At 58.9% G+C, this 24,357-nt stretch carries 27 protein-coding genes; 10 read left to right on the top strand and 17 right to left on the bottom strand.

The genetic code is table 11. From position 1 onward, the window contains the following. Positions 1 to 60 precede the first annotated feature (60 nt). The gene (gene trxB, locus BMW74_RS13995) at positions 61 to 1,011 is read right to left on the bottom strand and encodes a thioredoxin-disulfide reductase (RefSeq protein ID WP_093421282.1); all 951 of its coding nucleotides are present in this window, start codon (positions 1,009 to 1,011) and stop codon (positions 61 to 63) included. 296 nt (positions 1,012 to 1,307) lie between these two features. Here trxB and BMW74_RS14000 point away from each other — a divergent pair, with 296 nt between their 5' ends. The 6 genes from BMW74_RS14000 to cysG all read left to right on the top strand — a co-directional run bounded on the left by BMW74_RS14000 (position 1,308) and on the right by cysG (position 8,932). Beyond that, positions 1,308 to 3,710 (top strand): DNA translocase FtsK, encoded by a 2,403-nt coding sequence (locus BMW74_RS14000; RefSeq protein WP_093421286.1) that lies wholly within the window; start codon positions 1,308 to 1,310, stop codon positions 3,708 to 3,710. 58 nt (positions 3,711 to 3,768) lie between these two features. Then, entirely contained in the window at positions 3,769 to 4,392 is a 624-nt protein-coding gene (gene lolA, locus BMW74_RS14005; protein ID WP_093421290.1) for an outer membrane lipoprotein periplasmic chaperone LolA, read from the top strand. Positions 4,393 to 4,543: 151 nt separating this feature from the next. Then, the gene (locus BMW74_RS14010; protein ID WP_093421294.1) at positions 4,544 to 5,866 is read left to right on the top strand and encodes a replication-associated recombination protein A; all 1,323 of its coding nucleotides are present in this window, start codon (positions 4,544 to 4,546) and stop codon (positions 5,864 to 5,866) included. Next, complete coding sequence (gene crcB / locus BMW74_RS14015; RefSeq protein WP_093421298.1) at positions 5,866 to 6,240, top strand: fluoride efflux transporter CrcB; 375 nt, start codon at positions 5,866 to 5,868, stop codon at positions 6,238 to 6,240. Before BMW74_RS14010 ends, crcB begins: the two co-directional genes overlap by 1 nt. A 16-nt stretch (positions 6,241 to 6,256) precedes the next feature. Beyond that, positions 6,257 to 7,537 carry a serine--tRNA ligase gene (gene serS / locus BMW74_RS14020; protein ID WP_093421303.1) on the top strand — a complete coding sequence of 427 codons (1,281 nt, stop codon included), beginning with the start codon at positions 6,257 to 6,259 and terminating at the stop codon, positions 7,535 to 7,537. Next, positions 7,538 to 8,932, top strand: coding sequence for a siroheme synthase CysG (gene cysG, locus BMW74_RS14025; protein WP_093421307.1), 1,395 nt, complete (start codon positions 7,538 to 7,540; stop codon positions 8,930 to 8,932). A 260-nt stretch (positions 8,933 to 9,192) separates the two neighbouring features. Here the strand turns inward: cysG and BMW74_RS14030 are convergent, their stop codons facing one another. From BMW74_RS14030 to BMW74_RS14070, 9 genes are all read right to left on the bottom strand, one after another. Then, positions 9,193 to 10,194 carry a glutathione S-transferase family protein gene (locus BMW74_RS14030; RefSeq protein ID WP_093421312.1) on the bottom strand — a complete coding sequence of 334 codons (1,002 nt, stop codon included), beginning with the start codon at positions 10,192 to 10,194 and terminating at the stop codon, positions 9,193 to 9,195. Positions 10,195 to 10,283: 89 nt separating this feature from the next. Then, complete coding sequence (locus BMW74_RS14035; protein ID WP_093421317.1) at positions 10,284 to 11,285, bottom strand: glycosyl transferase family protein; 1,002 nt, start codon at positions 11,283 to 11,285, stop codon at positions 10,284 to 10,286. Then, positions 11,282 to 11,617, bottom strand: a complete 336-nt coding sequence (locus tag BMW74_RS14040; protein ID WP_093421321.1) for a TusE/DsrC/DsvC family sulfur relay protein — start codon at positions 11,615 to 11,617, stop codon at positions 11,282 to 11,284. The genes BMW74_RS14035 and BMW74_RS14040 overlap by 4 nt, the downstream gene beginning before the upstream one ends. After that, positions 11,614 to 11,907, bottom strand: coding sequence for a sulfurtransferase complex subunit TusB (gene tusB, locus BMW74_RS14045; protein WP_093421326.1), 294 nt, complete (start codon positions 11,905 to 11,907; stop codon positions 11,614 to 11,616). Before tusB ends, BMW74_RS14040 begins: the two co-directional genes overlap by 4 nt. Continuing rightward, positions 11,907 to 12,269, bottom strand: a complete 363-nt coding sequence (gene tusC, locus BMW74_RS14050) for a sulfurtransferase complex subunit TusC (RefSeq protein WP_093421331.1) — start codon at positions 12,267 to 12,269, stop codon at positions 11,907 to 11,909. The genes tusB and tusC overlap by 1 nt, the downstream gene beginning before the upstream one ends. Positions 12,270 to 12,271: 2 nt before the next feature. Further along, positions 12,272 to 12,664, bottom strand: a complete 393-nt coding sequence (gene tusD / locus BMW74_RS14055; protein ID WP_093421468.1) for a sulfurtransferase complex subunit TusD — start codon at positions 12,662 to 12,664, stop codon at positions 12,272 to 12,274. Between the two features lie 65 nt (positions 12,665 to 12,729). Beyond that, positions 12,730 to 13,434, bottom strand: coding sequence for a YoaK family protein (locus tag BMW74_RS14060; RefSeq protein ID WP_093421335.1), 705 nt, complete (start codon positions 13,432 to 13,434; stop codon positions 12,730 to 12,732). A 3-nt stretch (positions 13,435 to 13,437) separates the two neighbouring features. Beyond that, positions 13,438 to 13,767 (bottom strand): DUF6388 family protein, encoded by a 330-nt coding sequence (locus BMW74_RS14065; RefSeq protein ID WP_093421340.1) that lies wholly within the window; start codon positions 13,765 to 13,767, stop codon positions 13,438 to 13,440. A gap of 59 nt (positions 13,768 to 13,826) precedes the next feature. Next, positions 13,827 to 14,075 carry a hypothetical protein gene (locus BMW74_RS14070; protein WP_093421344.1) on the bottom strand — a complete coding sequence of 83 codons (249 nt, stop codon included), beginning with the start codon at positions 14,073 to 14,075 and terminating at the stop codon, positions 13,827 to 13,829. Between the two features lie 159 nt (positions 14,076 to 14,234). Here BMW74_RS14070 and BMW74_RS14075 point away from each other — a divergent pair, with 159 nt between their 5' ends. Further along, on the top strand, positions 14,235 to 14,573 hold the full coding sequence (locus BMW74_RS14075; RefSeq protein WP_093421347.1) for a hypothetical protein: 339 nt from the start codon (positions 14,235 to 14,237) through the stop codon (positions 14,571 to 14,573). 3 nt (positions 14,574 to 14,576) lie between these two features. On the opposite strand, the gene BMW74_RS14080 is transcribed toward BMW74_RS14075, so the two are convergent. The 3 genes from BMW74_RS14080 to BMW74_RS14090 form a co-directional block, all read right to left on the bottom strand. Then, positions 14,577 to 15,005: a GNAT family N-acetyltransferase gene (locus BMW74_RS14080; RefSeq protein WP_093421352.1), complete on the bottom strand. Its 429-nt coding sequence runs from the start codon at positions 15,003 to 15,005 to the stop codon at positions 14,577 to 14,579. Between the two features lie 459 nt (positions 15,006 to 15,464). Continuing rightward, on the bottom strand, positions 15,465 to 15,647 hold the full coding sequence (locus tag BMW74_RS14085; protein ID WP_093421355.1) for a DUF4223 family protein: 183 nt from the start codon (positions 15,645 to 15,647) through the stop codon (positions 15,465 to 15,467). A 311-nt stretch (positions 15,648 to 15,958) separates the two neighbouring features. Beyond that, complete coding sequence (locus BMW74_RS14090) at positions 15,959 to 16,174, bottom strand: hypothetical protein (protein ID WP_093421358.1); 216 nt, start codon at positions 16,172 to 16,174, stop codon at positions 15,959 to 15,961. 40 nt (positions 16,175 to 16,214) lie between these two features. On the opposite strand from BMW74_RS14090, the gene BMW74_RS24840 reads away from it, so the two are divergent. Then, on the top strand, positions 16,215 to 16,439 hold the full coding sequence (locus BMW74_RS24840; RefSeq protein ID WP_139208411.1) for a hypothetical protein: 225 nt from the start codon (positions 16,215 to 16,217) through the stop codon (positions 16,437 to 16,439). 10 nt (positions 16,440 to 16,449) lie between these two features. Here BMW74_RS24840 and BMW74_RS14100 read toward each other — a convergent pair whose 3' ends face one another. From BMW74_RS14100 to BMW74_RS14115, 4 genes are all read right to left on the bottom strand, one after another. Continuing rightward, complete coding sequence (locus BMW74_RS14100) at positions 16,450 to 17,340, bottom strand: phytanoyl-CoA dioxygenase family protein (RefSeq protein ID WP_093421366.1); 891 nt, start codon at positions 17,338 to 17,340, stop codon at positions 16,450 to 16,452. A gap of 75 nt (positions 17,341 to 17,415) precedes the next feature. After that, positions 17,416 to 18,651, bottom strand: coding sequence for a glycosyltransferase (locus tag BMW74_RS14105; RefSeq protein WP_093421371.1), 1,236 nt, complete (start codon positions 18,649 to 18,651; stop codon positions 17,416 to 17,418). 59 nt (positions 18,652 to 18,710) lie between these two features. Next, positions 18,711 to 18,971, bottom strand: a complete 261-nt coding sequence (locus BMW74_RS14110) for a DUF6137 domain-containing protein (protein ID WP_139208412.1) — start codon at positions 18,969 to 18,971, stop codon at positions 18,711 to 18,713. Positions 18,972 to 18,985: 14 nt separating this feature from the next. Further along, the gene (locus tag BMW74_RS14115; protein ID WP_093421378.1) at positions 18,986 to 20,596 is read right to left on the bottom strand and encodes a GMC oxidoreductase; all 1,611 of its coding nucleotides are present in this window, start codon (positions 20,594 to 20,596) and stop codon (positions 18,986 to 18,988) included. Positions 20,597 to 21,251: 655 nt separating this feature from the next. Here BMW74_RS14115 and BMW74_RS14120 point away from each other — a divergent pair. Next, positions 21,252 to 22,397 (top strand): iron-containing alcohol dehydrogenase, encoded by a 1,146-nt coding sequence (locus BMW74_RS14120; RefSeq protein WP_093421383.1) that lies wholly within the window; start codon positions 21,252 to 21,254, stop codon positions 22,395 to 22,397. 103 nt (positions 22,398 to 22,500) lie between these two features. Beyond that, positions 22,501 to 24,357, top strand: a complete 1,857-nt coding sequence (locus BMW74_RS14125; protein ID WP_093421388.1) for a hypothetical protein — start codon at positions 22,501 to 22,503, stop codon at positions 24,355 to 24,357.

Here is a 24,357-nt window from a genome sequence, read left to right on the forward strand (position 1 = left end):
ATCCAGCTTGTCAGAGGGGGAGGGCGGCGGCAGGTCCGACCTGCCGCGAAGTTGTCTGATTCAGTTGTCGTCGAGGTATTTTTCAGCGTCCAGCGCGGCCATGCAACCGGCACCGGCAGAAGTCACCGCCTGGCGATAGACATGGTCGGCGACGTCGCCGGCGGCAAACACCCCTTCAATCTCGGTGGCGGTGGCATTGCCTTCGCTGCCGCCGCGCACCCGCAAGTAACCGTCATGCATCCGCAGTTGGCCAGCGAACAGGTCGGTGTTGGGCTTATGGCCAATGGCAATGAATACGCCCATCAGCGGTAGTTCCTGGGTTGCGCCGGTGAGGCTGTCGCGCAGGCGAGCGCCGGTGACACCGCTCGCATCGCCCAATACTTCGTCCAGGCTCTGGTTCCAATGCAGGCGGATATTACCCGTTGCGGCTTTTTCGAACAGCTTGTCCTGAAGGATCTTCTCCGCGCGCAGCTTGTCCCGGCGGTGGATCAGGTGGACTTCCTTGGCGATGTTGGACAGGTACAGCGCCTCTTCGACGGCGGTATTGCCACCACCGACGACAGCGACCACCTGGTTGCGATAGAAGAACCCATCGCAGGTGGCGCAGGCGGACACGCCTTTTCCGGCGAAGGCTTCTTCGGAGGGCAGGCCCAGGTACTGCGCCGAAGCGCCGGTGGCAATGATCAGTGCGTCGCAGGTGTAGGTGCCGTTGTCGCCGGTGAGCTCAAACGGGCGCTGCTGCAACTTGGCGGTGTGGATGTGGTCGTAGACGATCTGTGTATCAAAGCGCTCGGCGTGTTTTTGCATGCGCTCCATCAGGACCGGGCCGGTCAGACCTTCGACGTCGCCGGGCCAGTTGTCGACCTCGACCGTGGTCGTGAGCTGGCCACCTGCCTGCATTCCGGTAATGACGACGGGCTTGAGATTGGCGCGAGCGGCGTAGACGGCGGCACTGTAGCCAGCCGGGCCGGAACCTAGAATGATTAGACGTGAATGCTTAGCTACGCTCATAAAAACACCTCATAAGCCTTTGTCACAAAAGACAATGCATGCTCAAATTGACGCGTGCTCCACGTACTTTTGGCTATGCTCTACCCGACGGTTTGAAGCATGTCATCAGACTCACAAACCCGTACAATGCCGACCTGTAACACTATATTCAGCAGGCGCCGTGTTTATAAGAGCCAGGACGCAGTGTTAAAAGTAGTCCCAGTTGTGCCTGTTCACTTTTTTACCTGCCTGGATTGGGCAGTTTTTTATAGTCATTCAACAGATGGACGCGCCTTGGGCGCAGGAATAGAAGCGTTTTGAAGAAATCCACCGCAGCACCTAAAACTGTTGTTCCGCTTTGGCGTCAGCACTTGCACTACCGGCTCAAGGAAGGTGCGCTGATCGCCATTGGCGCCTTGTGCCTGTTCCTGATGATGGCCTTGCTGACCTATGGCAAGGACGATCCGGGCTGGAGTCATAACAGCAAGATCGACGATGTGCAGAACTTCGGTGGCCCGGCCGGCTCCTATAGCGCCGACATCCTGTTCATGGTGCTGGGTTACTTTGCCTATATCTTTCCGCTGCTGCTGGCGATCAAGACCTACCAGATTTTCCGCCAGCGGCACGAGCCGTGGCAGTGGAGCGGCTGGCTGTTTTCCTGGCGCCTGATCGGCCTGGTGTTTCTGATCCTGTCGGGGGCCGCCCTGGCCCACATTCACTTCCATGCCGCGACCGGGTTGCCGGCGGGTGCCGGCGGTGCGCTCGGTGAAAGCCTGGGGGACCTGGCCAGGAATGCGCTGAACATCCAGGGCAGTACCTTGATGTTCATTGCCCTGTTTCTGTTTGGCCTGACGGTGTTCACCGACCTGTCGTGGTTCAAGGTCATGGACATCACCGGCAAAATCACCCTGGACCTTTTCGAACTGTTTCAGGGCGCCGCCAATCGCTGGTGGACGGCCCGTACCGAACGCAAGCAACTGGTTGCGCAACTGCGTGAAGTCGATGATCGGGTGCATGAAGTATCCCCGACCGTCACCGACAAGCGCGAGCAGACCAAGGTCAAGGAGCGTTTGCTTGAACGCGAGCAGGCCTTGAGCAAGCACATGTCCGAGCGCGAAAAACAGTTGCCTCCGGTGATCGCCCCGGCGCCGCCGAAGCCGGCAGCCCCCAGCAAACGCGTGGAAAAAGAGAAACAGGCGCCGTTGTTTGTCGACAGTGCCGTGGAAGGCACCTTGCCACCGATCTCGATCCTTGACCCTGCGGAAAAGAAACAGCTCAACTATTCCCCTGAGTCGTTGGCCGCGGTCGGCCATTTGCTGGAAATCAAGCTCAAGGAGTTTGGCGTAGAAGTCACCGTGGATTCGATTCACCCGGGGCCGGTGATCACCCGCTACGAGATCCAGCCTGCCGCGGGCGTCAAGGTTAGTCGCATCTCTAACCTGGCCAAGGACCTGGCGCGCTCGTTGGCAGTGACCAGCGTTCGCGTGGTCGAAGTGATTCCGGGCAAGACCACGGTCGGTATCGAGATTCCCAACGAAGATCGCCAGATCGTGCGCTTCTCCGAAGTGCTGTCGACGCCTGAATACGATGACGCCAAATCCCCGGTCACCCTGGCCCTGGGCCACGACATCGGCGGTAAGCCGATCATCGTCGACCTGGCGAAAATGCCGCACTTGCTGGTGGCCGGTACGACCGGTTCCGGTAAGTCGGTGGGGGTGAACGCGATGATCCTGTCGATCCTGTTCAAGTCCGGCCCGGAAGACGCCAAGCTGATCATGATCGACCCGAAAATGCTTGAACTGTCGATCTACGAAGGCATCCCGCACCTGTTGTGCCCGGTGGTCACCGACATGAAGGATGCTGCCAATGCCTTGCGCTGGAGCGTGGCCGAGATGGAGCGGCGCTATAAGCTGATGGCGAAGATGGGCGTGCGTAACCTGTCGGGCTTCAACCAGAAGGTCAAGGAAGCCCAGGATGCCGGCACACCGCTGGCGGACCCGCTGTACAACCGCGAAAGCATTCACGACGAAGCACCGCTGCTGACCAAGCTGCCGACCATCGTGGTGGTGGTCGACGAATTTGCCGACATGATGATGATCGTCGGCAAGAAGGTCGAAGAGTTGATCGCCCGTATCGCCCAGAAGGCCCGTGCTGCCGGCATTCACTTGATCCTTGCGACCCAGCGTCCGTCAGTGGATGTGATCACCGGCCTGATCAAGGCCAACATCCCGACCCGCATGGCGTTCCAGGTGTCGAGCAAGATTGACTCGCGGACCATCATCGACCAGGGCGGTGCCGAGCAACTGCTGGGGCACGGTGACATGCTCTACATGCCACCCGGCACCAGCCTGCCGATTCGGGTTCACGGCGCGTTCGTGTCCGACGATGAAGTTCACCGGGTGGTTGAAGCCTGGAAGCTGCGCGGTGCTCCTGAGTACAACGACGATATTCTCAACGGTGTCGAGGAAGCGGGCAGCGGCTTTGAAAATGGCGGCGGCGGTGGCGACGACGATGCCGAAACCGATGCGCTCTACGACGAAGCGGTGCAGTTCGTACTGGAAAGTCGCCGGGCGTCCATCTCCGCGGTACAGCGCAAGCTCAAGATCGGCTACAACCGCGCTGCGCGCATGATCGAGGCCATGGAAATGGCTGGGGTCGTGACCTCCATGAACACCAACGGTTCGCGTGAAGTCCTGGCCCCTGGCCCTTCACGCGATTGATCGGCGCCGCGTGATCGCACGCGGCGCGCCATTGATTCGAACATCTACGAGGATTCCCATGCGTCTTATCCGCATGTTGCTGCTGCCGGTATTGGCTTTAACCACGCTCTCGGCCCACGCCGATAACAAGGATGTGGCGCGCCTGACCCAATTGCTGGAAAAGTCGCAGACCCTCACCGCGACGTTCTCCCAGTTGACCCTCGATGGCAGTGGCACCCAGTTGCAGCAAACCGCCGGTGAGATGTCGCTGCAGCGTCCCGGCCTGTTCTACTGGCACACCAATGCCCCGGCCGAGCAAACCGTGGTGTCCGACGGCAAGAAAGTCACCCTGTGGGACCCGGACCTGGAGCAGGTCACGATCAAGAAGCTCGACCCGCGCCTGACCCAGACCCCGGCGCTGCTGCTGTCCGGCGATGTCTCGCAAATCAGCGAAAGCTTTGACATCAGCGCCAAGGAAGCGGGCGGGGTGATCGACTTCACCCTCAAGCCGAAAACCAAGGACACGCTGTTTGACAGCCTGCGCCTGTCGTTCCGCAACGGCCTGGTCAATGACATGCAGCTGATCGACAGTGTCGGCCAGCGCACCAATATCCTGTTCACCGGGGTCAAGGCCAACCAGCCAATCCCGGCCTCCACGTTCAAGTTCGACATTCCGAAAGGCGCGGATGTGATTCAAGAGTAAGACGCGGGACCTTGTGGGAGCGAGCCTGCTCGCGAAGGCGGCGGGACAGTCAACACTGAGGGTGACAGGCCCACCGCCTTCGCGAGCAGGCTCGCTCCCACAGCGATTACGATGAGTGGAACCAGGAACCAGTGAGGTTGCAAACGCAGTGATGGACTTGTTTCGCAGCGCCCCGATCGCCCAGCCCTTGGCCGCCCGCTTGCGTGCGGCCAACCTGGATGAGTACGTCGGTCAAGAGCACCTGCTGGCGCGCGGCAAGCCATTGCGCGAGGCACTGGAGCAGGGTGCCCTGCACTCGATGATCTTCTGGGGCCCGCCCGGGGTGGGCAAGACCACCTTGGCGCGGTTGCTGGCGGAAGTCTCGGATGCGCACTTTGAAACGGTCTCGGCGGTGCTGGCCGGGGTCAAGGAAATCCGCCAGGCCGTCGAGATCGCCAAGCAGCAGGCCGCGCAATACGGTCGCCGCACGATCCTGTTCGTCGACGAAGTGCACCGCTTCAACAAGTCGCAACAAGATGCGTTCCTGCCCTATGTCGAAGACGGCACGTTGATCTTCATCGGGGCCACCACCGAAAACCCGTCCTTTGAACTGAACAACGCCTTGCTGTCCAGGGCGCGGGTCTATGTCCTCAAAAGCCTCGACGAGGCCGCGCTGAACAAGTTGGTGCAACGTGCGCTGAGCGAAGAGCGTGGCCTCGGCAAGCGCCACTTGAGCCTTAGCGACGAAGGCTTCCAGATGCTGTTGTCGGCGGCCGATGGTGATGGCCGGCGCCTGCTCAATCTGCTGGAGAATGCCTCGGACCTGGCCGAAGACGACAGCGAGATCGGCGTCGACCTGCTGCAAAGCTTGCTCGGCGACACCCGTCGACGCTTCGACAAAGGCGGCGAGGCCTTCTACGACCAGATATCCGCCCTGCACAAATCGGTGCGCGGCTCCAACCCGGACGGCGCGTTGTACTGGTTCGCGCGAATGATCGACGGTGGTTGCGACCCCTTGTACCTGGCTCGGCGCGTGGTGCGCATGGCCAGTGAAGACATCGGTAACGCCGACCCCCGTGCGCTGAGCCTGTGCCTGGCCGCGTGGGATGTGCAGGAGCGTCTCGGCAGCCCCGAAGGGGAGTTGGCGGTGGCGCAGGCGATTACCTACCTGGCCTGCGCGCCCAAAAGCAACGCGGTGTACATGGGCTTCAAGGCCGCCATGCGCAGTGCGGCCGAGCACGGTTCATTGGAAGTGCCACTGCACTTGCGCAATGCCCCGACCAAACTGATGAAGCAACTCGGCTATGGCGATGAATACCGCTACGCCCACGATGAGCCGGACGCCTATGCGGCGGGCGAAGACTATTTTCCCGAGGCGCTGGAGCCCCAGCCGTTCTACCGGCCGGTACCGCGAGGCTTGGAGTTGAAGATCGGCGAAAAGCTCAATCATTTGGCGCAACTGGATCGGCTGAGTCCCCGGCAGCGGAGAAAATAGTGATTCGAACGATTCTTGCGGTGTCCGTGGCCGGTATCGCTGGTACATTACTGCGTTTCGCCGCCAGCACGTGGGTCAGCGCCCATTGGCCACGGCATTTTTACGCAGCGACCTTGGCGGTCAACCTGGTGGGTTGCCTGCTCATTGGTTTGCTCTACGGCTGGTTCCTGACGCGTGGGGACGTGCCCATCGAGATTCGTGCCGGCCTGATCGTCGGCTTTGTAGGTGGCTTGACCACTTTTTCATCCTTTTCACTGGATACGCTGCGCTTGCTGGAAAGCGGGCAGGCGGCCATCGCCTTCGGGTATCTGGCCATCAGCGTGTTCGGCGGGCTGCTCGCAACGTGGGCTGGCCTGTCCCTGACCAAACTTTGATAAACGAGAGACCGACATGCTCGATTCCAAACTGTTACGTAGCAACCTTCAGGACGTAGCGGACCGCCTGGCATCCCGTGGCTACACGCTGGATGTTGCGCGCATCGAAGCGCTGGAAGAACAGCGCAAGACCGTCCAGACCCGCACCGAAGCACTGCAGGCTGAACGTAATGCGCGCTCCAAGTCCATCGGCCAGGCCAAGCAGCGCGGTGAAGACATCGCGCCGCTTATGGCGGACGTCGAGCGCATGGCGGGCGAGTTGAGTGCCGGTAAAGTCGAGCTGGACGCGATCCAGACAGAAATGGACTCGATCGTGCTGGGTATTCCCAACTTGCCGCACGAGTCGGTGCCGGTCGGTAAAGACGAAGATGACAACGTCGAAGTGCGTCGCTGGGGCACGCCAACCGCGTTCGATTTCGAGGTCAAGGACCACGTGGCCCTGGGCGAGAAGTTCGGCTGGCTGGATTTCGAAACCGCCGCCAAGCTGTCCGGCGCCCGCTTTGCCCTGCTGCGTGGGCCGATTGCTCGCCTGCATCGCGCCCTGGCGCAGTTCATGATCAACCTGCACACCAGCGAACACGGCTACGAAGAGGCCTACACGCCTTATCTGGTCCAGGCGCCGGCCTTGCAGGGCACTGGCCAGTTGCCGAAGTTCGAGGAAGACCTGTTCAAGATCTCCCGTGAAGGCGAAGCCGATCTGTACCTGATCCCGACGGCCGAAGTGTCGTTGACCAATATCGTCGCCGGCGAGATCGTTGATGCGAAACTGCTGCCGATCAAGTTCGTGGCCCACACGCCGTGCTTCCGCAGTGAAGCGGGTGCGTCGGGCCGCGATACCCGTGGCATGATCCGCCAGCACCAGTTCGACAAAGTCGAGATGGTGCAGGTCGTTGAGCCTTCGACCTCGATGGAGGCCTTGGAAGGCCTGACCGCCAACGCGGAAAAAGTCCTGCAGTTGCTCAACCTGCCTTACCGCACCCTGGCGCTGTGCACCGGCGACATGGGCTTCAGCGCGGTCAAGACCTATGACCTGGAAGTGTGGATCCCGAGCCAGGACAAGTACCGCGAGATTTCGTCGTGCTCCAACTGCGGCGACTTCCAGGCCCGTCGCATGCAGGCGCGCTTCCGCAACCCGGAAACCGGCAAGCCGGAGCTGGTGCACACCCTCAACGGTTCCGGCCTGGCGGTCGGTCGTACCCTGGTAGCGGTGCTGGAGAACTACCAGCAGGCCGACGGCTCGATCCGTGTGCCTGACGTGCTCAAGCCTTACATGGGCGGCCTTGAGGTCATCGGCTAAATGGAATTTCTGCCGCTGTTTCATAACCTGCGCGGCAGTCGAGTATTGGTCGTCGGTGGGGGGGAAATTGCCTTGCGCAAATCCCGCCTGCTGGCCGATGCCGGCGCGTTGTTGCGGGTCGTTGCACCCGAGATCGAAGCGCAATTGAGTGAGCTGGTGGATGGCAGCGGCGGGGAGCTGGTGTTGCGCGGTTATCTGGAGTCGGACCTCGACGGTTGCGGGCTGATCATCGCCGCCACCGACGATCCCTTGCTCAACGCACAGGTTTCCCAGGATGCGCATCGGCGTTGTGTGCCGGTCAATGTGGTGGACGCGCCAGCCCTGTGCAGCGTGATCTTCCCGGCGATCGTCGACCGCTCGCCGTTGGTGATTGCCGTGTCCAGCGGCGGCGATGCGCCGGTGCTGGCACGCTTGATCCGCGCCAAGCTGGAAACCTGGATCCCCTCGACCTACGGTCAGTTGGCGGGTTTGGCCGCGCGTTTTCGCCATCAGGTCAAAGGTTTGTTCCCGGATGTGCAGCAGCGCCGCGCGTTCTGGGAAGACGTGTTCCAGGGCCCGATTGCCGACCGCCAGTTGGCCGGCCAGGGGGCTGAAGCTGAGCGTCTGTTGCTGGCCAAGATCAATGGCCAGGCCGCCAGCGCTACCGGCGAGGTGTATCTGGTGGGGGCGGGGCCGGGTGATCCGGACTTGCTGACCTTCCGTGCATTGCGCCTGATGCAGCAAGCGGATGTGGTGCTGTATGACCGCCTGGTGGCCCCGGCGATCCTCGAGTTGTGCCGTCGCGATGCCGAGCGCATTTATGTCGGCAAGCGCCGCGCCGATCACGCCGTGCCGCAGGACCAGATCAACCAGCAACTGGTGGACCTGGCCAAGCAAGGCAAGCGTGTGGTGCGGTTGAAGGGCGGCGATCCGTTCATCTTCGGCCGGGGCGGCGAAGAGATCGAGGAACTGGCGGCCCACGGAATTCCGTTCCAGGTGGTGCCGGGAATCACCGCCGCCAGCGGTTGCGCTGCGTATGCGGGGATTCCGCTGACGCACCGTGATTACGCGCAGTCGGTGCGTTTTGTCACCGGTCACTTGAAGGATGGCAGCACCGATCTGCCGTGGGCCGATCTGGTGGCGCCCGCACAAACCCTGGTGTTCTACATGGGGTTGGTGGGGTTGCCAGTGATCTGCCAGCAATTGATCCATCACGGGCGCTCGGCGGATACCCCGGCGGCGTTGATTCAGCAGGGCACCACCGCCAATCAGCGGGTCTTCACCGGCACCTTGGCCAACCTGTCACAGCTGGTGGCGGAGCACGAAGTGCATGCGCCGACCCTGGTGATCGTAGGGGAAGTGGTGCAACTGCGTGAGAAGCTGGCGTGGTTTGAAGGGGCTCAGGCGCAGGTCTGAGTTGCTGCCTTCGCGAGCAGGCTCGCTCCCACAGTAGGTCTTCAGTGAACACAGGTTGTGTGAACGCTGGAAGACCCCTTGTGGGAGCGGGCTTGCTCGCGAAGAGGTCGGTCCGCCACCCTCTATGCTGACTGACCCGCCGCCTTCGCGAGCAAGCCCGCTCCCACAGTTTGCTGGATGATTCGGCGCATCGCCCGGCCACTCTTCCTCGTGTGGGAGCGAGCCTGCTCGCGAAGAGGCCCTTAAAACCCATCCAAACCCTAGGCCTTGCGCCAAATCCCTTTGCCACTCAACCGCTGCCGATCATGGGGGACGGTGAAGTCCTGTGTCGGACCCTTTGGCACGACGCCCGTCGGATTGATGGTCCGCTGGCTGCCGTAGTAGTGACGCTTGATGTGGGTAAAGTCCACGGTTTCGCCAATCCCCGGCCATTGGTACAGCTCACGCAGCCAGTTCGACAGGTTCGGGTAGTCGGCAATACGGCGCAGGTTGCACTTGAAGTGCCCGTGGTACACCGCGTCAAAGCGAATCAGCGAGGTGAACAGGCGAATGTCGGCTTCGGTCAGGTACTCGCCACTCAGGTAGCGGTGCGTGCCCAGTAATACCTCAAGCCGCTCCAGCTCGGCAAACAGCTCATCGAATGCTTCTTCGTAGGCCTGTTGTGTCGTGGCAAAGCCTGCGCGATACACACCGTTGTTTACCGCGGGATAGATACGGGCGTTGAGCTCGTCAATCTGTGCGCGCAGGTGTTGCGGATAGAAATCCAGGTCGTTGCCGGTCAGGTCGTCAAAGGCTGAGTTGAACATGCGCAGGATCTCTGCCGACTCGTTGTTGACGATGCGCTGTTGTTGCTTGTCCCAGAGCAGGGGCACCGTGACGCGACCGCTGTAGTCAGCCGCGTCGGCGGTATAGCGCTGGTACATGAAGGCGAAATCATCGAGCGTGTCGCCCGTGGAGCCGAGTGTCTTGTCGAAGGTCCAGCCGTTCTCCAGCATCAACCAACTGACCACCGACACATCGATCAGTGCTTCGAGCCCTTTGAGCGTGCGCAGGATCAGCGTGCGATGCGCCCAGGGGCAGGCCAGCGAGACATAAAGGTGGTAACGACCCGCCTCGGCCGGGAAACCGCCGTCGCCGCTGGGGCCGGCGCTGCCATCGGCGGTCAACCAGTTTCGGCGTTGTGCCTGTTCGCGACGGAACGTGCCGTCGCTGTTGTTTTCGTACCACTGATCCCGCCATTGGCCTTCAACGAGCAACCCCATGGTCTGACTCCTCAAGCGATTTACGTGGGTGCCAAGTCTATGCCCATGTGGTCGAGTAAACAGCGCAAAGGGTCGGCGTTGATGATCGGTTAAATCGATGTGTCACGGGCGTCCCAGTATTGCTGGGCCAGGGCAAAGGCGTCTGCGCGTGGCGTGCCGAGGCCGCGCAAGGCCAGGGCCATGGTGGCGATCAGTGCCAGTTGCGGGTAGCTGTCGACCACCTCGCCACGCCACACGGCTTTCAAGTGCTCGGGGTCGAGCGTCGCTGGCTTGACATGACGTTGGGCGGCCAGGGCTGGCCATTCTTCGTCCCAGCTCTCGCCTCCGGTCGTGCCGTACAGATGGCTGATGGTGTCCGGGTTGATCTCGATTTCGCCGCCGTCGCCCTTGATCACGATGACGTTGTCGCCCAGCAGGCCGCTGGCATCGCGGTGTACGCCCTGGTAGCCGGGGTGGAAGATGCTTTGCAGGCCACAACGGGCACCCAGGGGATTGAGAATCCGCGCCAGGGAATGGATCGGCGAGCGCAGACCCAAGGTGTTGCGCAAGTCGATCATCCGTTGCAGTTGCGGGGCCCAATCGCCCAGCGGCATGAAGGCCAGGTTGCCGTTGTCCAGGGCTGCGCCGGTTTGCTGCCAGGTGCGGCACAACGGGATGTGCAGGTAGTCCAGCAGTTGCTCGCTGTACAGGCGCCCGGCGGTGTGCGCGCCGCCGCCGTGCATCAGGATGCGCACGCCGTTTTGCGCCAGGCATTTGGCCGCCAGCAGGTACCACGGCAGATGGCGTTTTTTACCGGCGTAGGTCGGCCAGTCAATGTCCACCGTCAGTGCCGGGGCGTGCAAGCGCTCGCGCAGGGCCTCGGTGAAGCCGGCCAGCTCTTCGGGGCTTTCTTCCTTGTGCCGCAACAGCATGAGGAAGGCGCCAAGCTGGGTGTCTTCGACCTTGTCGTCGAGCAACATACCCATGGCTTCGCGGGCTTCTTCGCGGGTCAGGCTGCGCGCGCCGCGCTTGCCTTTGCCCAGGATTCGTACGAATGGGGCGAAGGGGTGCTCGGCGGGTGTTTCGGTGATCGGCGGGGCGAAATCGGTCATAGACAATTCGTCGGTTTGGGCAGGCCCGCCAGCTTGGCGGCGAGTTTGGCGGGAGTGCCTTTGAACAAGCGATTCAGGTGCAGGCTGTTGCCTTTGTCCGGGCCCAGCTTGAGTGCGGTGTACTTGATCAGCGGGCGGGTGGCCGGTGACAGCTGGAACTCCTGATAGAAGCTGCGCAGCAGTTCGAGGATCTCCCAGTGCTCCGGGCTCAGCTCGATCTCTTCGGCTGCCGCCAGGGCGCTGGCGACCTCTGCCGACCAGTCGTCGAGGTCGAGCAGAAAGCCGTCCTTGTCCAGTTCGATCGTGCGGGCACCGACGGTCAGCGCATTCATAGCCAGCTGTTGACCTTGTCGTGATGGATCGACAGCTCGACGAACGCCGGGTAGTCGAGCGCGACGGCCCAGTCCGGAACGCCGATGGCCCGCGCTTGCGCATCGTCGGCCAACACCGACAGTTTCAGGCGTCGGGCGTTGAGCGTATCGAAGGGCGCGGTGCCCGGTTGCAGGGCATACACCGCATCGCCACACAGCATCAGGCCATCGTCCTTGCCAATCAGGCGCAGGCAACTGCTCAGGCGGTCGTCGCCGAACGGGGAGTGAGACAACACATGCAAGGTCGACATCAGAGAGTAATCACCTGGTCATAACGGTCAATGAGGGCGGTGATGGCCGTGCTGTCCAGCGCCTGGGCGTCTTCCAGCGATAGGGCATCGAGGGCCAGGCCCCGTTGTGCGGCGCTGTCGGCGCAGACAAACAGGTCGTCGACACCAAACATCGGCAAGGCTTGCAGGTTGGCGCTCAGGTCCTTTTGCTGCACGGCCCTGGCGTTCTGTTGCGTGGCCAGTTGGAACACGCCGTCATCGAGAAACAGCAGGCCGATAGGCAGGTCAAAGGCGCCGCCGGCCAACACGATGTCCAGCGTCTCGCGGGCGCTTGGGCCGGACCAAGGGGCGTGGCGGCTGATGACCAACAGGGACTTAGCCATGCTCAAGGTCCTCCAAAGCAGATCAGGCGGTCGACGTCCTGGACGGCATCGTGCAACTGGCCAAGGCCGGACAATTCCCACGGCGCGCTGATATTAATCGCCGTGCGCTGGTAACGCTGGGCTTCGGCCTCATCGAGCACACCGCGCTTGAGGGCGGCGGCAATACACACCACCGCGTCGAGTTGCTGCTCACTGACAAAGTGGCGCCATTGCGCGGCGACATCCTGCTCATCCTGTGGCGTGACCAGGCTGTTGGAGGCGTTGTAGACGCCGTCCTGGTAGAAAAATAGCCGCACGATCTGATGCCCGCCGGCCAGCGCGGCCTGGGCAAACAGCAGGGCGCGGCGCGAGGAGGGCGCGTGGGGCGCGGAAAACAGCGCAATGGCGAATTTCATGGCGAACTCTGACAACAAATCTGCGGCCATGATAAAGCTTTATCGGCGGGGCGGCGAAGGGCGATTCAACGTGGCAGGTAGCCCAGTTGCCAGCGCAGGGGAATCATCAGTGATGCAAACCCGAGCACGGCGGCCACCAGGCCACTGGCGTATAGCGCCTGCAGGTCAAAATAGTGTTCGAGTACCGCACCCAGCACGGCGCCGGCCAGCATGCCGCTCCAGGGAATCAATTGCACCCGCCAGCCTGTGCGGCGCTCGCCGAGTGCCCAGCGTCCCAGGCCGCGACCGAAGCGCGACAAGGCGCCGGTAACGTAGGTCAGCCCGATGGGCAAGCCGTTGACCTGTTCGACGGCGGCGTTGAGCATGCCCATGGCCACGATGGCGGCCACCAAGGCCGGGAACCGCGTTTCCAGGGGCCAGGCGGCGGCAGCGCATAACAAGGCGGCGATGCTCAGCATCAACGGCAGGGCGCGGCGCCGACCCAGGCGACTGACGATGACGCCCAGCGCGTTACCCATCACAAACATGAGAATCAGCGCGAACAGGCGCAGGATCTGGCTCCCGTCACCGTCGCTGATGGCCACGGCCAGGCGCGTGGTGTTGCCGCTCATGAACGAGACAAAATCGCCGGTGGCCATGAAGCCGATGGCATCGGTCATGCCGGCCAGTACCGACAGGCTGGCCACCAGGCATAAACCGACCCGGCCACGCCATTTATGGGTGTGCAGTTGGTATGCAGTTGGCGTGGGGTTGGTTGAGGCCGGCAACATCGGCTAGGGTTCCAGGCCGTGCAAGTCGCAGTATTCCTGCCAGTCCATGCCCGCCATCTGCGCCACCTCTTTGTGCACTTCCCGCCGTTGGGCGGCGAAGTCCTCGGGGCTGGCGGCGGTCAATTGCAGGGTCAGTTCCCAGGCGAACAGGCCCTGTCGCTCGGCTTCAGCCTCGAAGGCTTCGTGCAGCCGCTCATCGCGGTACTGGGCCATGGTTTCGCCCTTGGCCTGGGCTTGCAAGGGGTTGAGGTGATCAAGTGTCTCGCGCACCTGCGGGTGCGCATCGAGAAAACGTTGCAGTGCCAGTTCGTGCTGCGATTCGATCAGGGGCATGGATCATCCTTGTCAAAAGCAAAGTCTACGTGGCGTGCCAGTGGTTGCCTTGATCGGGATCAGGAGGTCTTCTGTTTGTTGGCTTTGGCCTCGGCTGCCAGGCACTCCAGGGCGAATTGCTCGGTGTAGGTCATTTGGATCGGTGTGGTTTCGCCCTTGACGGTGCGCTCGCCATCGAGGATGTAGCGAATGCGCTTATCGGTCACACCGATGCGCTTGGCAATCCAGGAGGGGGTTTGGCCGATCTGGCTGATCAACTTGTCGGCGTAGTCGGTGGACGGTTTGTAGCGCTCGGCATTGGGGGTCATTGGCTTTCCAGCAAAGGTGTGGCTTGGATAATGGCGCGATAGGGTGCGCCCATTGGTGCGGTCTGTCGCCTGCTATATGAAGTAAAGCAGAGCGGCAGTGCTTCGGGGCGCGCACGGGCGGTGATACAGTCGCGTTTTTCTCGCCTGTAAGGAAACACAATGCGTATGTTGACGGTGGCAATGGCCGGTCTGATGCTGGCAGGTTGCGCGGGCTCGACCATGAAAGAGGCGCGCTCCCAGACCCCCTACAAGACGCTCACCTCGAACAAGCCGGACCTGGTGGTCGCCCAGTGCGTGCAATTCGCCTGGCAGGACGAAGCAGTCTTTGGCGTGGACGCCAGCGGTTACCTGCAGCCGGGCGACAGCGGCGGCTTCACCGTCTACACCCGCTCCGCCGAGTCGTTCATCGACGTGCAAAGTGGCACCTTGAAGTACTACGCGATTGTCGACGACTGGGTGGCCAAGCGCCGGCTGGCGGCGCTGGCAACCTGCCTGTAAGGCTCAGCCGTCCAGGCGCTTCTGGAAGAAGAAGCGCTTGCCGCCCGGTGGGTAGTCGGCAATCTGCCCGACCTCGATAAACCCGTGCCGGCGGTAAAAATCAGGTGCCTGGAAATCGAACGTGTCGAGGTACATGCCAATGCACGAGTGCTGACGCGCCTGTGCTTCGATCTTGTGCATCAGTTGCGAGCCAATGCCTTGTCCTCGCAACTGTTCGGGCACGGACAGCAAGTCGATGTACAACCAGTGATAGAACAGCCTGGCAAACAGCCCACCGACCACTTCATCGCTGTGTTCATCACGCACCAGCAAGGCGATTTGCTGATACTGGCCATCGCCGGCCTTGGCGATGTTATAGGCCCGCAGCGGTTCGAGAATCGCCAGGCGTTCTTCGGCGGTGGGGGCTAGCGACAGTTCTATGCGCAGGGTCATGGGCGACGTCCTTGTGTCGTTCGGGGGGAGCGAAACAGATTACCGGCTGGGGCGCGCCGTGTGAATAAGTGCCGCCGTACACGGCTTGCATCCTGGTCCTGACTTTTTCAAAGCCAAAAAAAAGCCCGCGGTAAGGGGTGCGGGCTAAATGTTCCTTGAATGAGCGGGGCGAATATAAGCGCTGGGCGCCACAGGCACAGTGAAAGATTTTTCATCTGCCCAGGTCGAGCTAAACGAGTTAATGCTGGCGTGCATAAAAAAGCCGGCTTCGAGGGGCAGGCTAAAGATGAAGCAATCATCAGGTGAGCTATAACGGTGCGACGCCACTAACGCGATGTTAGTGGCTGCTGTGTTTGTTGCCTTTAACAGTGACGGTAACTTTATAAGGCCCCATACCATGAGTTTGATATGGGGCTGTCTAGCGTCATGCGGGTTGTTCAGGTTGACTGTATAACCCTATTACTGAGGGAGCTTATCAATAGGGCCGCAACCGCCAATGATCTTGGAAATAGATACCGATGGAGTAAACAGGTAATCATAAGAGCAGTTTTTTTGCTGATTGTACACTTGTCCTGTGCAGCCAGAAATGAAGATTACGCTGGAGACTACTGCAGCGGCCAGGGAGATCTTGAGCTTTTTCATCTTGAATCCTTTAGTTGTAAGACTTGTAGGTGCCAGGCTGTATTACCGGGGGCAGGCTAGCAGGTGGCAACGATTTGGCCTTTAAGAAAAGTCTTAAATGTTAAATTTTTTAGTTCGTTGGGTGCCTAGGGTAGTTGCCGGCTATGGCCGGCGTCAGCCAGAAATATATGGCTGCTTCATGTCAGTATTAAATGGGGGGCTTTTAAGGGTTGTCTTATAGTGCGTAAAACGATCGCGACGCACACTTGACCTGAAGCGACACCGGTTATGCACAGGATTGAAGTATTTAGTCGTGAAGGGCGGTGTCGATTTTATTGAGTGAGGAGGCAGGTGTGAAAGGTCGGCGCATGACAGTCGTGGTGTTGTGCGCGAACACAGGCCTGTTGCTTAATTACAGTCGTCTGCTCAAAGCCATTGGCTATTTCACTATCGGTCTCTGCTCGAATATGCAGTATGTACTGCGCGCACTGGAGCGAGGCCTGCCGTTCGACTATTTCATTTTCGATAACTTTACGTGCAAAAGTCATGACCGGCATACCTTATTAAGCCTGAGACGCCGAGTCTGCCATGGGCAAGTTTTTACTGGTCAGTGAAATGACCTTCAAGCAGCGGCGTGATTTTTCTCGGTGGGTCGACGAGCACAGCGTGCCCTTGCTGAATGTCTTGCAACAGCCCGTTCGTGAGGTCGAATTGGCGAGTGTCATGAGCGTCTGTCATGAACCCCGCGTAGGCGGTGAAGCGCTTACCCAATGGGGCGAGCATCTCAGTACAGATGACTTCAGAAACGCCTGATCAACGTTCTTCAATCGAACCTTTCTTCTCGTAGGAAAGATCTGCGATCGTCGTTCTGCTCGGCTTTCAGCATCCACTCCGCGCCCACAAGTTTGCCAGGCGGACTCCGCCCCAACACCGTCATCGGATCCTCGAATCCGTGGACGTAGCCCAGAGCGAACGCTCCGCACTGATAGCCCATAAGGCGCAACAATTCGTCTGGCAGTGTACGAGCAATTTCCAGCGGACAGGACAGGAACTGGTTTTCCTCTTGTCGAAGCCAGCCGAGCGCATAAGTCAAGTTGATGGCCGATCGGACTCGGTTGGAGCGATTGGCTCCGCCGCCGTGGTACACCTTTCCGTCGTAGACGAGCACTGATCCCTTTTCCATCTCCGCTGGATAGCTGGCTGTATGCTTAAACTCGACGCTGCGCCCCGCTCGATGGCTGCCAGGTACGATGCGCGTGGCACCCATCTTCTCGGAGTAATCGGTCATCGCCCATAGGGTGTTGCATTGCACGTGATAGTCGTTGGGAAAGGGGTACATGTCCCAGGCTACCTCGTCTTGATGGAGTGTCTGTGCTTTTGCACCCGGGTGAATGGACACGACCTGCGTGCAATGAATCTGAAACGTCGTAGCGTGAGAGAGAAAACGCCGAGTGGTATCGAGAATAGTCGGATTGAGGATCAACTCACGCGCCCCTGTAGATCGCGCAATTAGGCCGCCGGTGCGTTTGGTCAGTCTGCCGAGAATGCCGTCGGACCCGAAGGACGTCACCGCCGTGTAGGGTTCGAGTTCTTCGGCGATGCGATCCATAGTGATGCCGGGCACGAGTTTGTCAATGATGGCGTAGCCGTGCTCGCGCAAGCACTGCACTACTTCCGATGCTGTAGCGGTGTTGGGAAGGTGAATCAGGGACATAGAGAATCCTCCATGGCAGGTCGTTTTCCGTTGGGCAAACCGTTGCCGATGCCGCGCAGTTATTCGCTGGGGCACTCACGGTCTGACAGGTTTCGTAGAGTCGATTAGCGCTAACTGGTATAGATAAATGATTCGGGCGCCCATTACGGATGGGGCATAACGTTGTACAACGTAGGCACGCAACCGAGCCGGATCGATACTCTGCTGATGGTTCCCGGCCAGCACCGCCTTGACTCGTGCTATCAGCGCGGAGGTATCCTCTGATGCGATCAGCAGGTCAGGAGTAATGCCCCGCAAAATTTCCGTAAGGCCGCCTACGGCAAAAGCTACTACCGGGACGCCGGTAGCCAGCGCTTCAATGCTGACTCCTCCGAACTCTTCATACGCTGATGGCATCACGATCAGGCGGCAGGCCGCTATCGCCAGGGGGATTTCGTGATTCGGGATGAAGCCTGTAACCGTCACCCAGTCCTGCAATCCGGCCTTGTCAATTGCGTACCGCAGCCGATCCCGTTGTGTCCCGTCGCCAACGATCAGCAACTCACACTCTTGCTCGCGAAGTGCTTGAGCGAGCGGGATGAGATGTTGCCATCCCTTTTCTTTCGCGATACGGCCGACAAAACCTACCGTTTGCCGCCGTAGATTATGATGTTTGCGGAACGCAACTACGTCTTCTTGCAGGGACGGCGCAAATTGTGTGGTGTCGACTACGTCGGGAACGATCTCGACATGATGAGCATCGCGTGTGAGTTGGGAGGCGGTTCGTTGGGTTAGGGCGACTACCGCGAAGGCCGTGCGCACTGCTTTGCGTTCCAGCCACCGGGCCAGGCCGTGCTGAAGTATGTCCAGCCGGGAATGCGGCGTGTAGACCGCGAGACGAGAGCAGTGCACCGTCAGGATCAACGGGCATCGTAGCAATCGAGGCGCTAAACAAGCGACCAGCAGCGCCGGAATTTGCCCGTCGAGATGCGCGTGAACGATATCGAAATCATGCTTACGCCCTTTTCGGAGCAGTGCACACAGTGTTGCCATCGCCCACGACTGTGCTAGACCCATCAAACCACTGAATTCGGACCGTATCTTCGGCATAGGTAGTAGCATGCGCTCGACCCACAGAAGCGGAATCAGCTGTCGCAGCTTGGGCAGTCCGGGGAACCCGATGGTCATGACATGTTGATGGATACCTTCCTGAGCAAGCCAAACTGCTTGTCGCCAGGTCTGAATCTGCATGCCTCCTACCGAGTCGTACGCCGCTGGCCACGAGTCAGCATCTGGATGATGGAAAAAAGGTGTCAGCTTCAAAACTTTCATAGGAGTTAGGCCTTTGGTAAATGAATTAGGGCCGAGGGCTATTCGAGAGTGCAGAGAGCTCAGGTGACGATGTCGTCTGTTAGCCTGGTGTGCAGCAAAAGCATCAACGCGTCGATGGAGAAAGCTCGCTCAACGGAGGTCAACATACCGGTCTGGATGTCGAGTGTTGCTTCCAGTCGGCTGAAAACCTGCTCCCAGTCACGTGTATTCAATTCAACCCTATCGAGGGCCGAAACATTTTTAGGGGTTTCGCCAGTCACATTGCAGATCGTGTAAATGACGAGTTGGTGAATGAAGTGGGGTGTCATATCTGTGGTCATCTTCTGATTGAACTTCAGTTAGCTATGGGCTGTTGTGCTGGCGAGGCGCTTGCATGACGCTTTGCGTTGCGGGCGATCTGGCGAGCAATTCTCAAAGCATTGGCCTGGATCGTCAGAGTGGGATTCACTCCGCCGGGGTAGGGCATGTAGCTACCGTCCGCAACGTAGACGTTATCCAGCGAATGGAGCTTGCCATCCCGATCCACCACAGACGTTCGCGGATCGTCACCAGCGCGACAGGTGCCGTGTAGGTGAGTGCTGCCCATCGCGAAATTCGAGGCTTCATGTTGGATATCCCGCGCGCCGGAGGCCCTGAGCCAATCGGCTGAGCGCTCCACCATATAACCTAGGCGTGCTAGATCCTGTGGATTCGTTGTGTAGTCGATCATCAAGCGCGGCAGTCCCCATGAGTCCGTACTACTGGAAAGTCGGATCCGATTCCCGAGAGACGGATGGTCAGCAATAACGGTTTCTACGCGTAATACCAGGCCATCACCTTGCAGAAGGCTCCAGTCGTCGTGCTTGGCTTCATAGATCAGTCCGCCGACACCGGTCGGACAGCGCTCGTCCAGATAATGGTCAAGCGTGCAGACCGTCGAAAACGGACCCCGATAACCTATTAGATGATCGTCGATTTGTTGCCGGCCAAGATGCACCGCGCCCTGGGAATACTCGCTGAGCTTCATGCAAAGACCCCTACCGACTATATCGTGCTCATTTCCAAGCCCCCTTGGCGCATAAGGTGTGATTGAGCGCAGCAGGAGCGCTGCCGTTTGAATTGCATTGCAAGCCAACACAAAACAGTGCCCACGGATGGAACGAACTTGACCAGTTGCGGTGTCCATGCATCGCACTGTGCTGACGCAATCGTATTTTTCTTGCATTAGCGCGATAGCCTTCACGCCGGTCAACAGCAGCAGGTTGGGCATATCGGCCAATGGACCGAGCCAAGAAGTCACTACATCGCGCTTGGCGCCGCGCGTGCATTGTGCCGTTATACATAAGGAGCAGTGGTCGCAGAGGTTGCGGTCGATCGCAACAGGAGTCGGGCGGGGTGATAGACCAAGCCGAAGGGCTCCCTCCCAAAGATGTTCCGCGGGCAGGCTCAGTGTATTTGGAGCTTTTCTTCGGCTGCACTCAAACCCAGCGTGGTCGATGGATAGAATCGACTCTATCTCATTGTAAAAAGGAGCGAGATCGGAAGCGCCGATAGGCCATTTCACGGGCAAACCCTCGACACGAATACGATCGCTGGGGTCGAAATCGAACTCTGTGTACCGAAACGAGGCGCCGCCATAGAAAACCGTACCGCCACCAAGATTGCGTGTGCTCCATGGCCATCCACGTAGATTCCATCCTTGTTCGGAATTACCAGCCAATGCATGTTCGGCATGCGCGTCAACGTCCGCATTCTTCGCGCTGGACTTGAGTCTTGCACCCTCCTCCAGCAAGAGGGTGCGAAGTCCGGCCCGAACGAAGGTGTCTGTAGCAACCGCACCAGCAGCCCCGCTACCAATGATGACAACGTCGAAAGGATCATCCTGTAGGGTGTTTGACCGTAGTCCATACATATGGGATGTACCAAGCGGACGGTCTTCGATGTATTGATCTAATGAATGAGTCATTGTTAATAATCGCTCTCTGGCATGGTTGCATGGAGGCGCTCAGTGAAGATGCCTCGAAATCTTTATCGAATTCATTAAACCAATAAGCTATAAGCGCGTAGTTATCGGCTTAGGTGATAGTGCATTCAGAATGTCTCGAGTGTTTTGTCGATGGGAAGAAAATTATGCTCATAAAAAGCACGCTGTATTCGTCTGATTCAACTAACCATAGCAGAGGGTTCAGCGCGGAAAGATAAATATCTCAAATTTAATTTTTATGTAAGGCGAGGGTGTAGTACGCCTCCTGAAGCTTTGTAGGTCTGTTCTTTATCGATGTTTCAGGGCTTTTCTGGCATCATATATGCTCAAGTCGCATAAATTGTAACGTGCCAGCTTCATCTGTTGACGGTGCCAAAAATTCACTATATTTATATTTCCAGTGGTCGGGTTTAGTTCGGCGCGATGCACATGGAATGAAGAAGCGGGATTTGTTTAATTAAACTTGGTTTTCTTATATAAGGCGCGCTTGCCGTATGGGTATGATCGGCGAGTTGGTGCTCCGTGATGTCTTGTGTTTAGTGGCCGGGCAAAGCAGATGCCGTTGGCCGTGGTTGACTGACGAGGAGGAGACGAGTGCCTTGTTGCCATAAATCCTTTACATAACAGAGAGAGTCTTATGCGTAACATGCGACTTCAATTCGAAGATGAGTGTTATCCGGTCTGGATTGGTGCTCGATGCCTGGATGAGATCATATCGAAATTGCGTGAGCTCAGCGCGTCAAGCTATCACTTGATTACCGATAGAACAGTCAGTCAGTTGCATGCGGGCGTATTGTATGAGCAACTTTCTGCTCAAACTATTGCTAGTCTTTGGGTCGTCGACAATGGCGAATTATTCAAATCCTTGGGAACTGTTGAGTATCTTGCGCAGGAAATGGTGCTGGGCGGCATCGACCGGGGCAGCGTGATTGTTGCAGTGGGTGGCGGAGTTGTCGGAAATATTGCGGGACTTGTAGCCGCATTGCTGTTTCGCGGCATTCGTTTCGTACATGTGCCGACAACATTAATTGCGGCGGCGGATTCAGTGGGTTCACTCAAGCAGGCAGTGAATCTTTCTGTAGGTAAAAACCTGCTGGGCTGTTTTCACAAGCCTACGGCTGTTTTGATTGATATTGACTTCCTGCGGACATTGCCAGCGACGCAGGTCCGGTCTGGCATGTACGAGATCATCAAGAACGCATTGACCGTTGCCACCGAAAACATTCCGCTGCTCGAAAGTGGATTGAAGCAGGACGCAAATTATTCTGATACGGAGCTCATGGTCATTGTCGAGGTAGGTTTGCTTGCAAAGCAAAAGGTGATGGAAGCCGACAAGTGCGAGCGGAAAGAGGCCCTTGTGTTCGAGTATGGCCACACGGTCGGCCACGCAATAGAACTGGCTGCTGAGGGGAGAGTACCGCATGGTGAAGCCGTCGGCCTCGGAATGATCGTGGCAGCGGAAGCTGCCAGTCGCTTAGGGCGGCTGAGCGAAGCAGACCGGAGTCTTCATTATCGGCTACTCACACGTAACGGGCTGACAGTTCGGTTGCCGGTCGGAGTTACTGTCGCCGCAGTGATGACGCTGCTGCGTCTGGACAACAAGCGAGGTTATGTCTGCGCTCGTCCTGACCAAGTTGCCATGATCTTGCTTGACGGCCTGGGAGTTCCGGCCGGACCGGTCGGTAGACCTTTGATACTGGTTGACGCCTCGCTAATTCAGTCTTGCATTGAGGATTGCCTAACGGGGATCAAGGAGATTGCTGTCGAGGAAAGTTGTAAGTGACAAGTTCGCTTTTCATGCCCGGGCCCATGGCGGGCTGGCTGATCTCTAACTCTTCGGTGTTTCGCGATCGACGCACCATTGGATCTAGGTAAGTGCGATAACGATGAACGACCTTCTTGTTAACCAGCCTGTCCAGGCAGCCTCTATGGGGCTGATGCACATTAATATTGGTCGAGTACTGAGTCACTTGCGTACCGCAGCCGCCCCAGAACCCATTGACCGATATCTGGTGGCTTGCGCTGGCGTGCAATTCTGGGCAGACCTGCTTGCTGTGGGAAAACTGAACGGAGTGCTTGGCGATACGACGATGGAAGAACTCGAAGAGCAGCTTCGCCGCGCTGAATGCGAAGCCGATTGTGTCGCGCAGGTGATGCTGGGGCGGGTAGAGGCTGCGTCCGAAGACATCGATCACCTCACATCTGCGAGTGTGAGTGTCGCGCTCCATGCAGACTCATCACCCGATTTTCTGAGCAAAGTGCTCCACCTGCCAATGCCGGAGTGCTGCGGCTACGACCTTGCCGATCTCACGTTGATTGCCGGCGACGTCGACCGATTGATCGCGCAGGTGAGCCTTGAACGGGCCTTCCTGATTGTAGGGGTCCGCACCGGCGGAACATACCTTGCTCCGCTCTGGAAGGCAGTGTTGACTGAGTTGGGTGCCGCAGATGTGCATTGGTGCACGGTGCGGCCGCGAGAAGGATGCGTGATGTCTGATGGCTTGGAAACTGCTCGGGCCTGGTTGGAGCATCAGTTTGCTCCCGTGATCGTGGTGGTGGATGATCGGCCAGATACCGGGGCCACCATGGAACGTGTAGCTGCGCGGTTGCGCGAGCCCAGCGCCGATCTATGGTTCTCGAGCGTCGGAAGGCTTTGGCATGGCATGACGGCTCATCCGCAGCCATCACACCCAATGGCTTACGTGAATCGCGACGCGCGTGCACCACGGCTTTGGGAATGCTTGCTACCTGAAGAACAGCCTGAATTCATCGCACGACTGCAGGACACAGCGGGCATACCTTCGTTCCCTGCTCAGGCGCGACTGCATTTCCGGTGTCCACAAGGTGAGGTGCGTTACGGGTTCGGTCGCGCCTGGCTCCCGTGGAACGATCCGCGGATTTTGATTGGTTATCGGCCTTTGGTGAACCCACACAAGACGCCGATCGAAATTCTCGGACCTGATGGTGGGGCGCTGTTACATCTGCGTTTCATCGGTGATGGCGTGTTCGGTCGTGCGGAGTTCGAGCGCGTGCGGAGGATGGGAGCTACGGGTGCAGCCTGGCTCGTTGACGGTTATGCCATCACGGTCGACATTGGGGCTAAACGATCATTCCAGGAGCAGTTTCACGCCGCGAGCCAGCCGAGACGAGCCGACTTACTGCTTCAAGTGGCGAAGTGGCTGGCTATTCCTGCATGGGAAACCATTGCCCATACACACCACAGCCCTGTGGTAATGGCACTTGACCCGCGCTGGTCGGCAATGGCAGATACGATGCGAAAACGCTGCGGTTGCGATCCGCTGCATGAGATATCTGAGCCATTGAGCGCATTTCTAACGGAGCCGGTACCGTGGCCGGGACGGGCGGGCAGGGCGTTCCGCTCATCGTTGCGTTATGGCAGTGGCGGTTGGCATTGGCAGGTTGACCAGCACGGAACGCTTCATCGCTTTCAACTGGAAGCTAACTGGGGCGACATTAGCTTTCCTGAGCTGGAGTTGGCAGCTTTCATTCTCGAAAATCGCCTGGCGATCGAAGACGCTGGGCAGCTCGTATCACTGTGCGGTCTTGCCTGGTCGAGCGTCCGGGAGAGCTTTTCGCTAGCTGCGCTCATGATCGTCGAGTCTAGGATACGCAGCGTGAGAGTACCCAGCGACACTGGACGCATCACCCTCTGCGAAGATTTCCATCAATTGATCAGAACCACTTCCGAGTTGGCCGAGATCGACGCTCCTTCCTGGAAATGA

This window comes from Pseudomonas sp. ok272, assembly GCF_900109995.1.
GTDB lineage: Bacteria > Pseudomonadota > Gammaproteobacteria > Pseudomonadales > Pseudomonadaceae > Aquipseudomonas.

Bases quoted from the DNA above. Each gene is read 5' to 3' on its own strand.
- BMW74_RS14115 (WP_093421378.1), bottom strand. From the start codon at position 20,596: ATGACTCATTCATTAGATCAATACATCGAAGACCGTCCGCTTGGTACA.
- cysG (WP_093421307.1), top strand. From the start codon at position 7,538: ATGGAATTTCTGCCGCTGTTTCATAACCTGCGCGGCAGTCGAGTATTG.
- BMW74_RS24840 (WP_139208411.1), top strand. From the start codon at position 16,215: ATGGGCAAGTTTTTACTGGTCAGTGAAATGACCTTCAAGCAGCGGCGT.
- tusB (WP_093421326.1), bottom strand. From the start codon at position 11,907: ATGTCGACCTTGCATGTGTTGTCTCACTCCCCGTTCGGCGACGACCGC.
- BMW74_RS14010 (WP_093421294.1), top strand. From the start codon at position 4,544: ATGGACTTGTTTCGCAGCGCCCCGATCGCCCAGCCCTTGGCCGCCCGC.
- trxB (WP_093421282.1), bottom strand. From the start codon at position 1,011: ATGAGCGTAGCTAAGCATTCACGTCTAATCATTCTAGGTTCCGGCCCG.
- BMW74_RS14110 (WP_139208412.1), bottom strand. From the start codon at position 18,971: ATGACCACAGATATGACACCCCACTTCATTCACCAACTCGTCATTTAC.
- BMW74_RS14040 (WP_093421321.1), bottom strand. From the start codon at position 11,617: ATGAATGCGCTGACCGTCGGTGCCCGCACGATCGAACTGGACAAGGAC.
- BMW74_RS14070 (WP_093421344.1), bottom strand. From the start codon at position 14,075: ATGACCCCCAATGCCGAGCGCTACAAACCGTCCACCGACTACGCCGAC.
- serS (WP_093421303.1), top strand. From the start codon at position 6,257: ATGCTCGATTCCAAACTGTTACGTAGCAACCTTCAGGACGTAGCGGAC.
- tusC (WP_093421331.1), bottom strand. From the start codon at position 12,269: ATGGCTAAGTCCCTGTTGGTCATCAGCCGCCACGCCCCTTGGTCCGGC.
- BMW74_RS14100 (WP_093421366.1), bottom strand. From the start codon at position 17,340: ATGTCCCTGATTCACCTTCCCAACACCGCTACAGCATCGGAAGTAGTG.
- BMW74_RS14065 (WP_093421340.1), bottom strand. From the start codon at position 13,767: ATGCCCCTGATCGAATCGCAGCACGAACTGGCACTGCAACGTTTTCTC.
- BMW74_RS14035 (WP_093421317.1), bottom strand. From the start codon at position 11,285: ATGACCGATTTCGCCCCGCCGATCACCGAAACACCCGCCGAGCACCCC.
- BMW74_RS14075 (WP_093421347.1), top strand. From the start codon at position 14,235: ATGCGTATGTTGACGGTGGCAATGGCCGGTCTGATGCTGGCAGGTTGC.
- BMW74_RS14105 (WP_093421371.1), bottom strand. From the start codon at position 18,651: ATGAAAGTTTTGAAGCTGACACCTTTTTTCCATCATCCAGATGCTGAC.
- BMW74_RS14060 (WP_093421335.1), bottom strand. From the start codon at position 13,434: ATGTTGCCGGCCTCAACCAACCCCACGCCAACTGCATACCAACTGCAC.
- BMW74_RS14030 (WP_093421312.1), bottom strand. From the start codon at position 10,194: ATGGGGTTGCTCGTTGAAGGCCAATGGCGGGATCAGTGGTACGAAAAC.
- BMW74_RS14085 (WP_093421355.1), bottom strand. From the start codon at position 15,647: ATGAAAAAGCTCAAGATCTCCCTGGCCGCTGCAGTAGTCTCCAGCGTA.
- BMW74_RS14090 (WP_093421358.1), bottom strand. From the start codon at position 16,174: ATGACTTTTGCACGTAAAGTTATCGAAAATGAAATAGTCGAACGGCAG.
- BMW74_RS14120 (WP_093421383.1), top strand. From the start codon at position 21,252: ATGCGTAACATGCGACTTCAATTCGAAGATGAGTGTTATCCGGTCTGG.
- tusD (WP_093421468.1), bottom strand. From the start codon at position 12,664: ATGAAATTCGCCATTGCGCTGTTTTCCGCGCCCCACGCGCCCTCCTCG.
- BMW74_RS14125 (WP_093421388.1), top strand. From the start codon at position 22,501: ATGAACGACCTTCTTGTTAACCAGCCTGTCCAGGCAGCCTCTATGGGG.
- lolA (WP_093421290.1), top strand. From the start codon at position 3,769: ATGCGTCTTATCCGCATGTTGCTGCTGCCGGTATTGGCTTTAACCACG.
- BMW74_RS14080 (WP_093421352.1), bottom strand. From the start codon at position 15,005: ATGACCCTGCGCATAGAACTGTCGCTAGCCCCCACCGCCGAAGAACGC.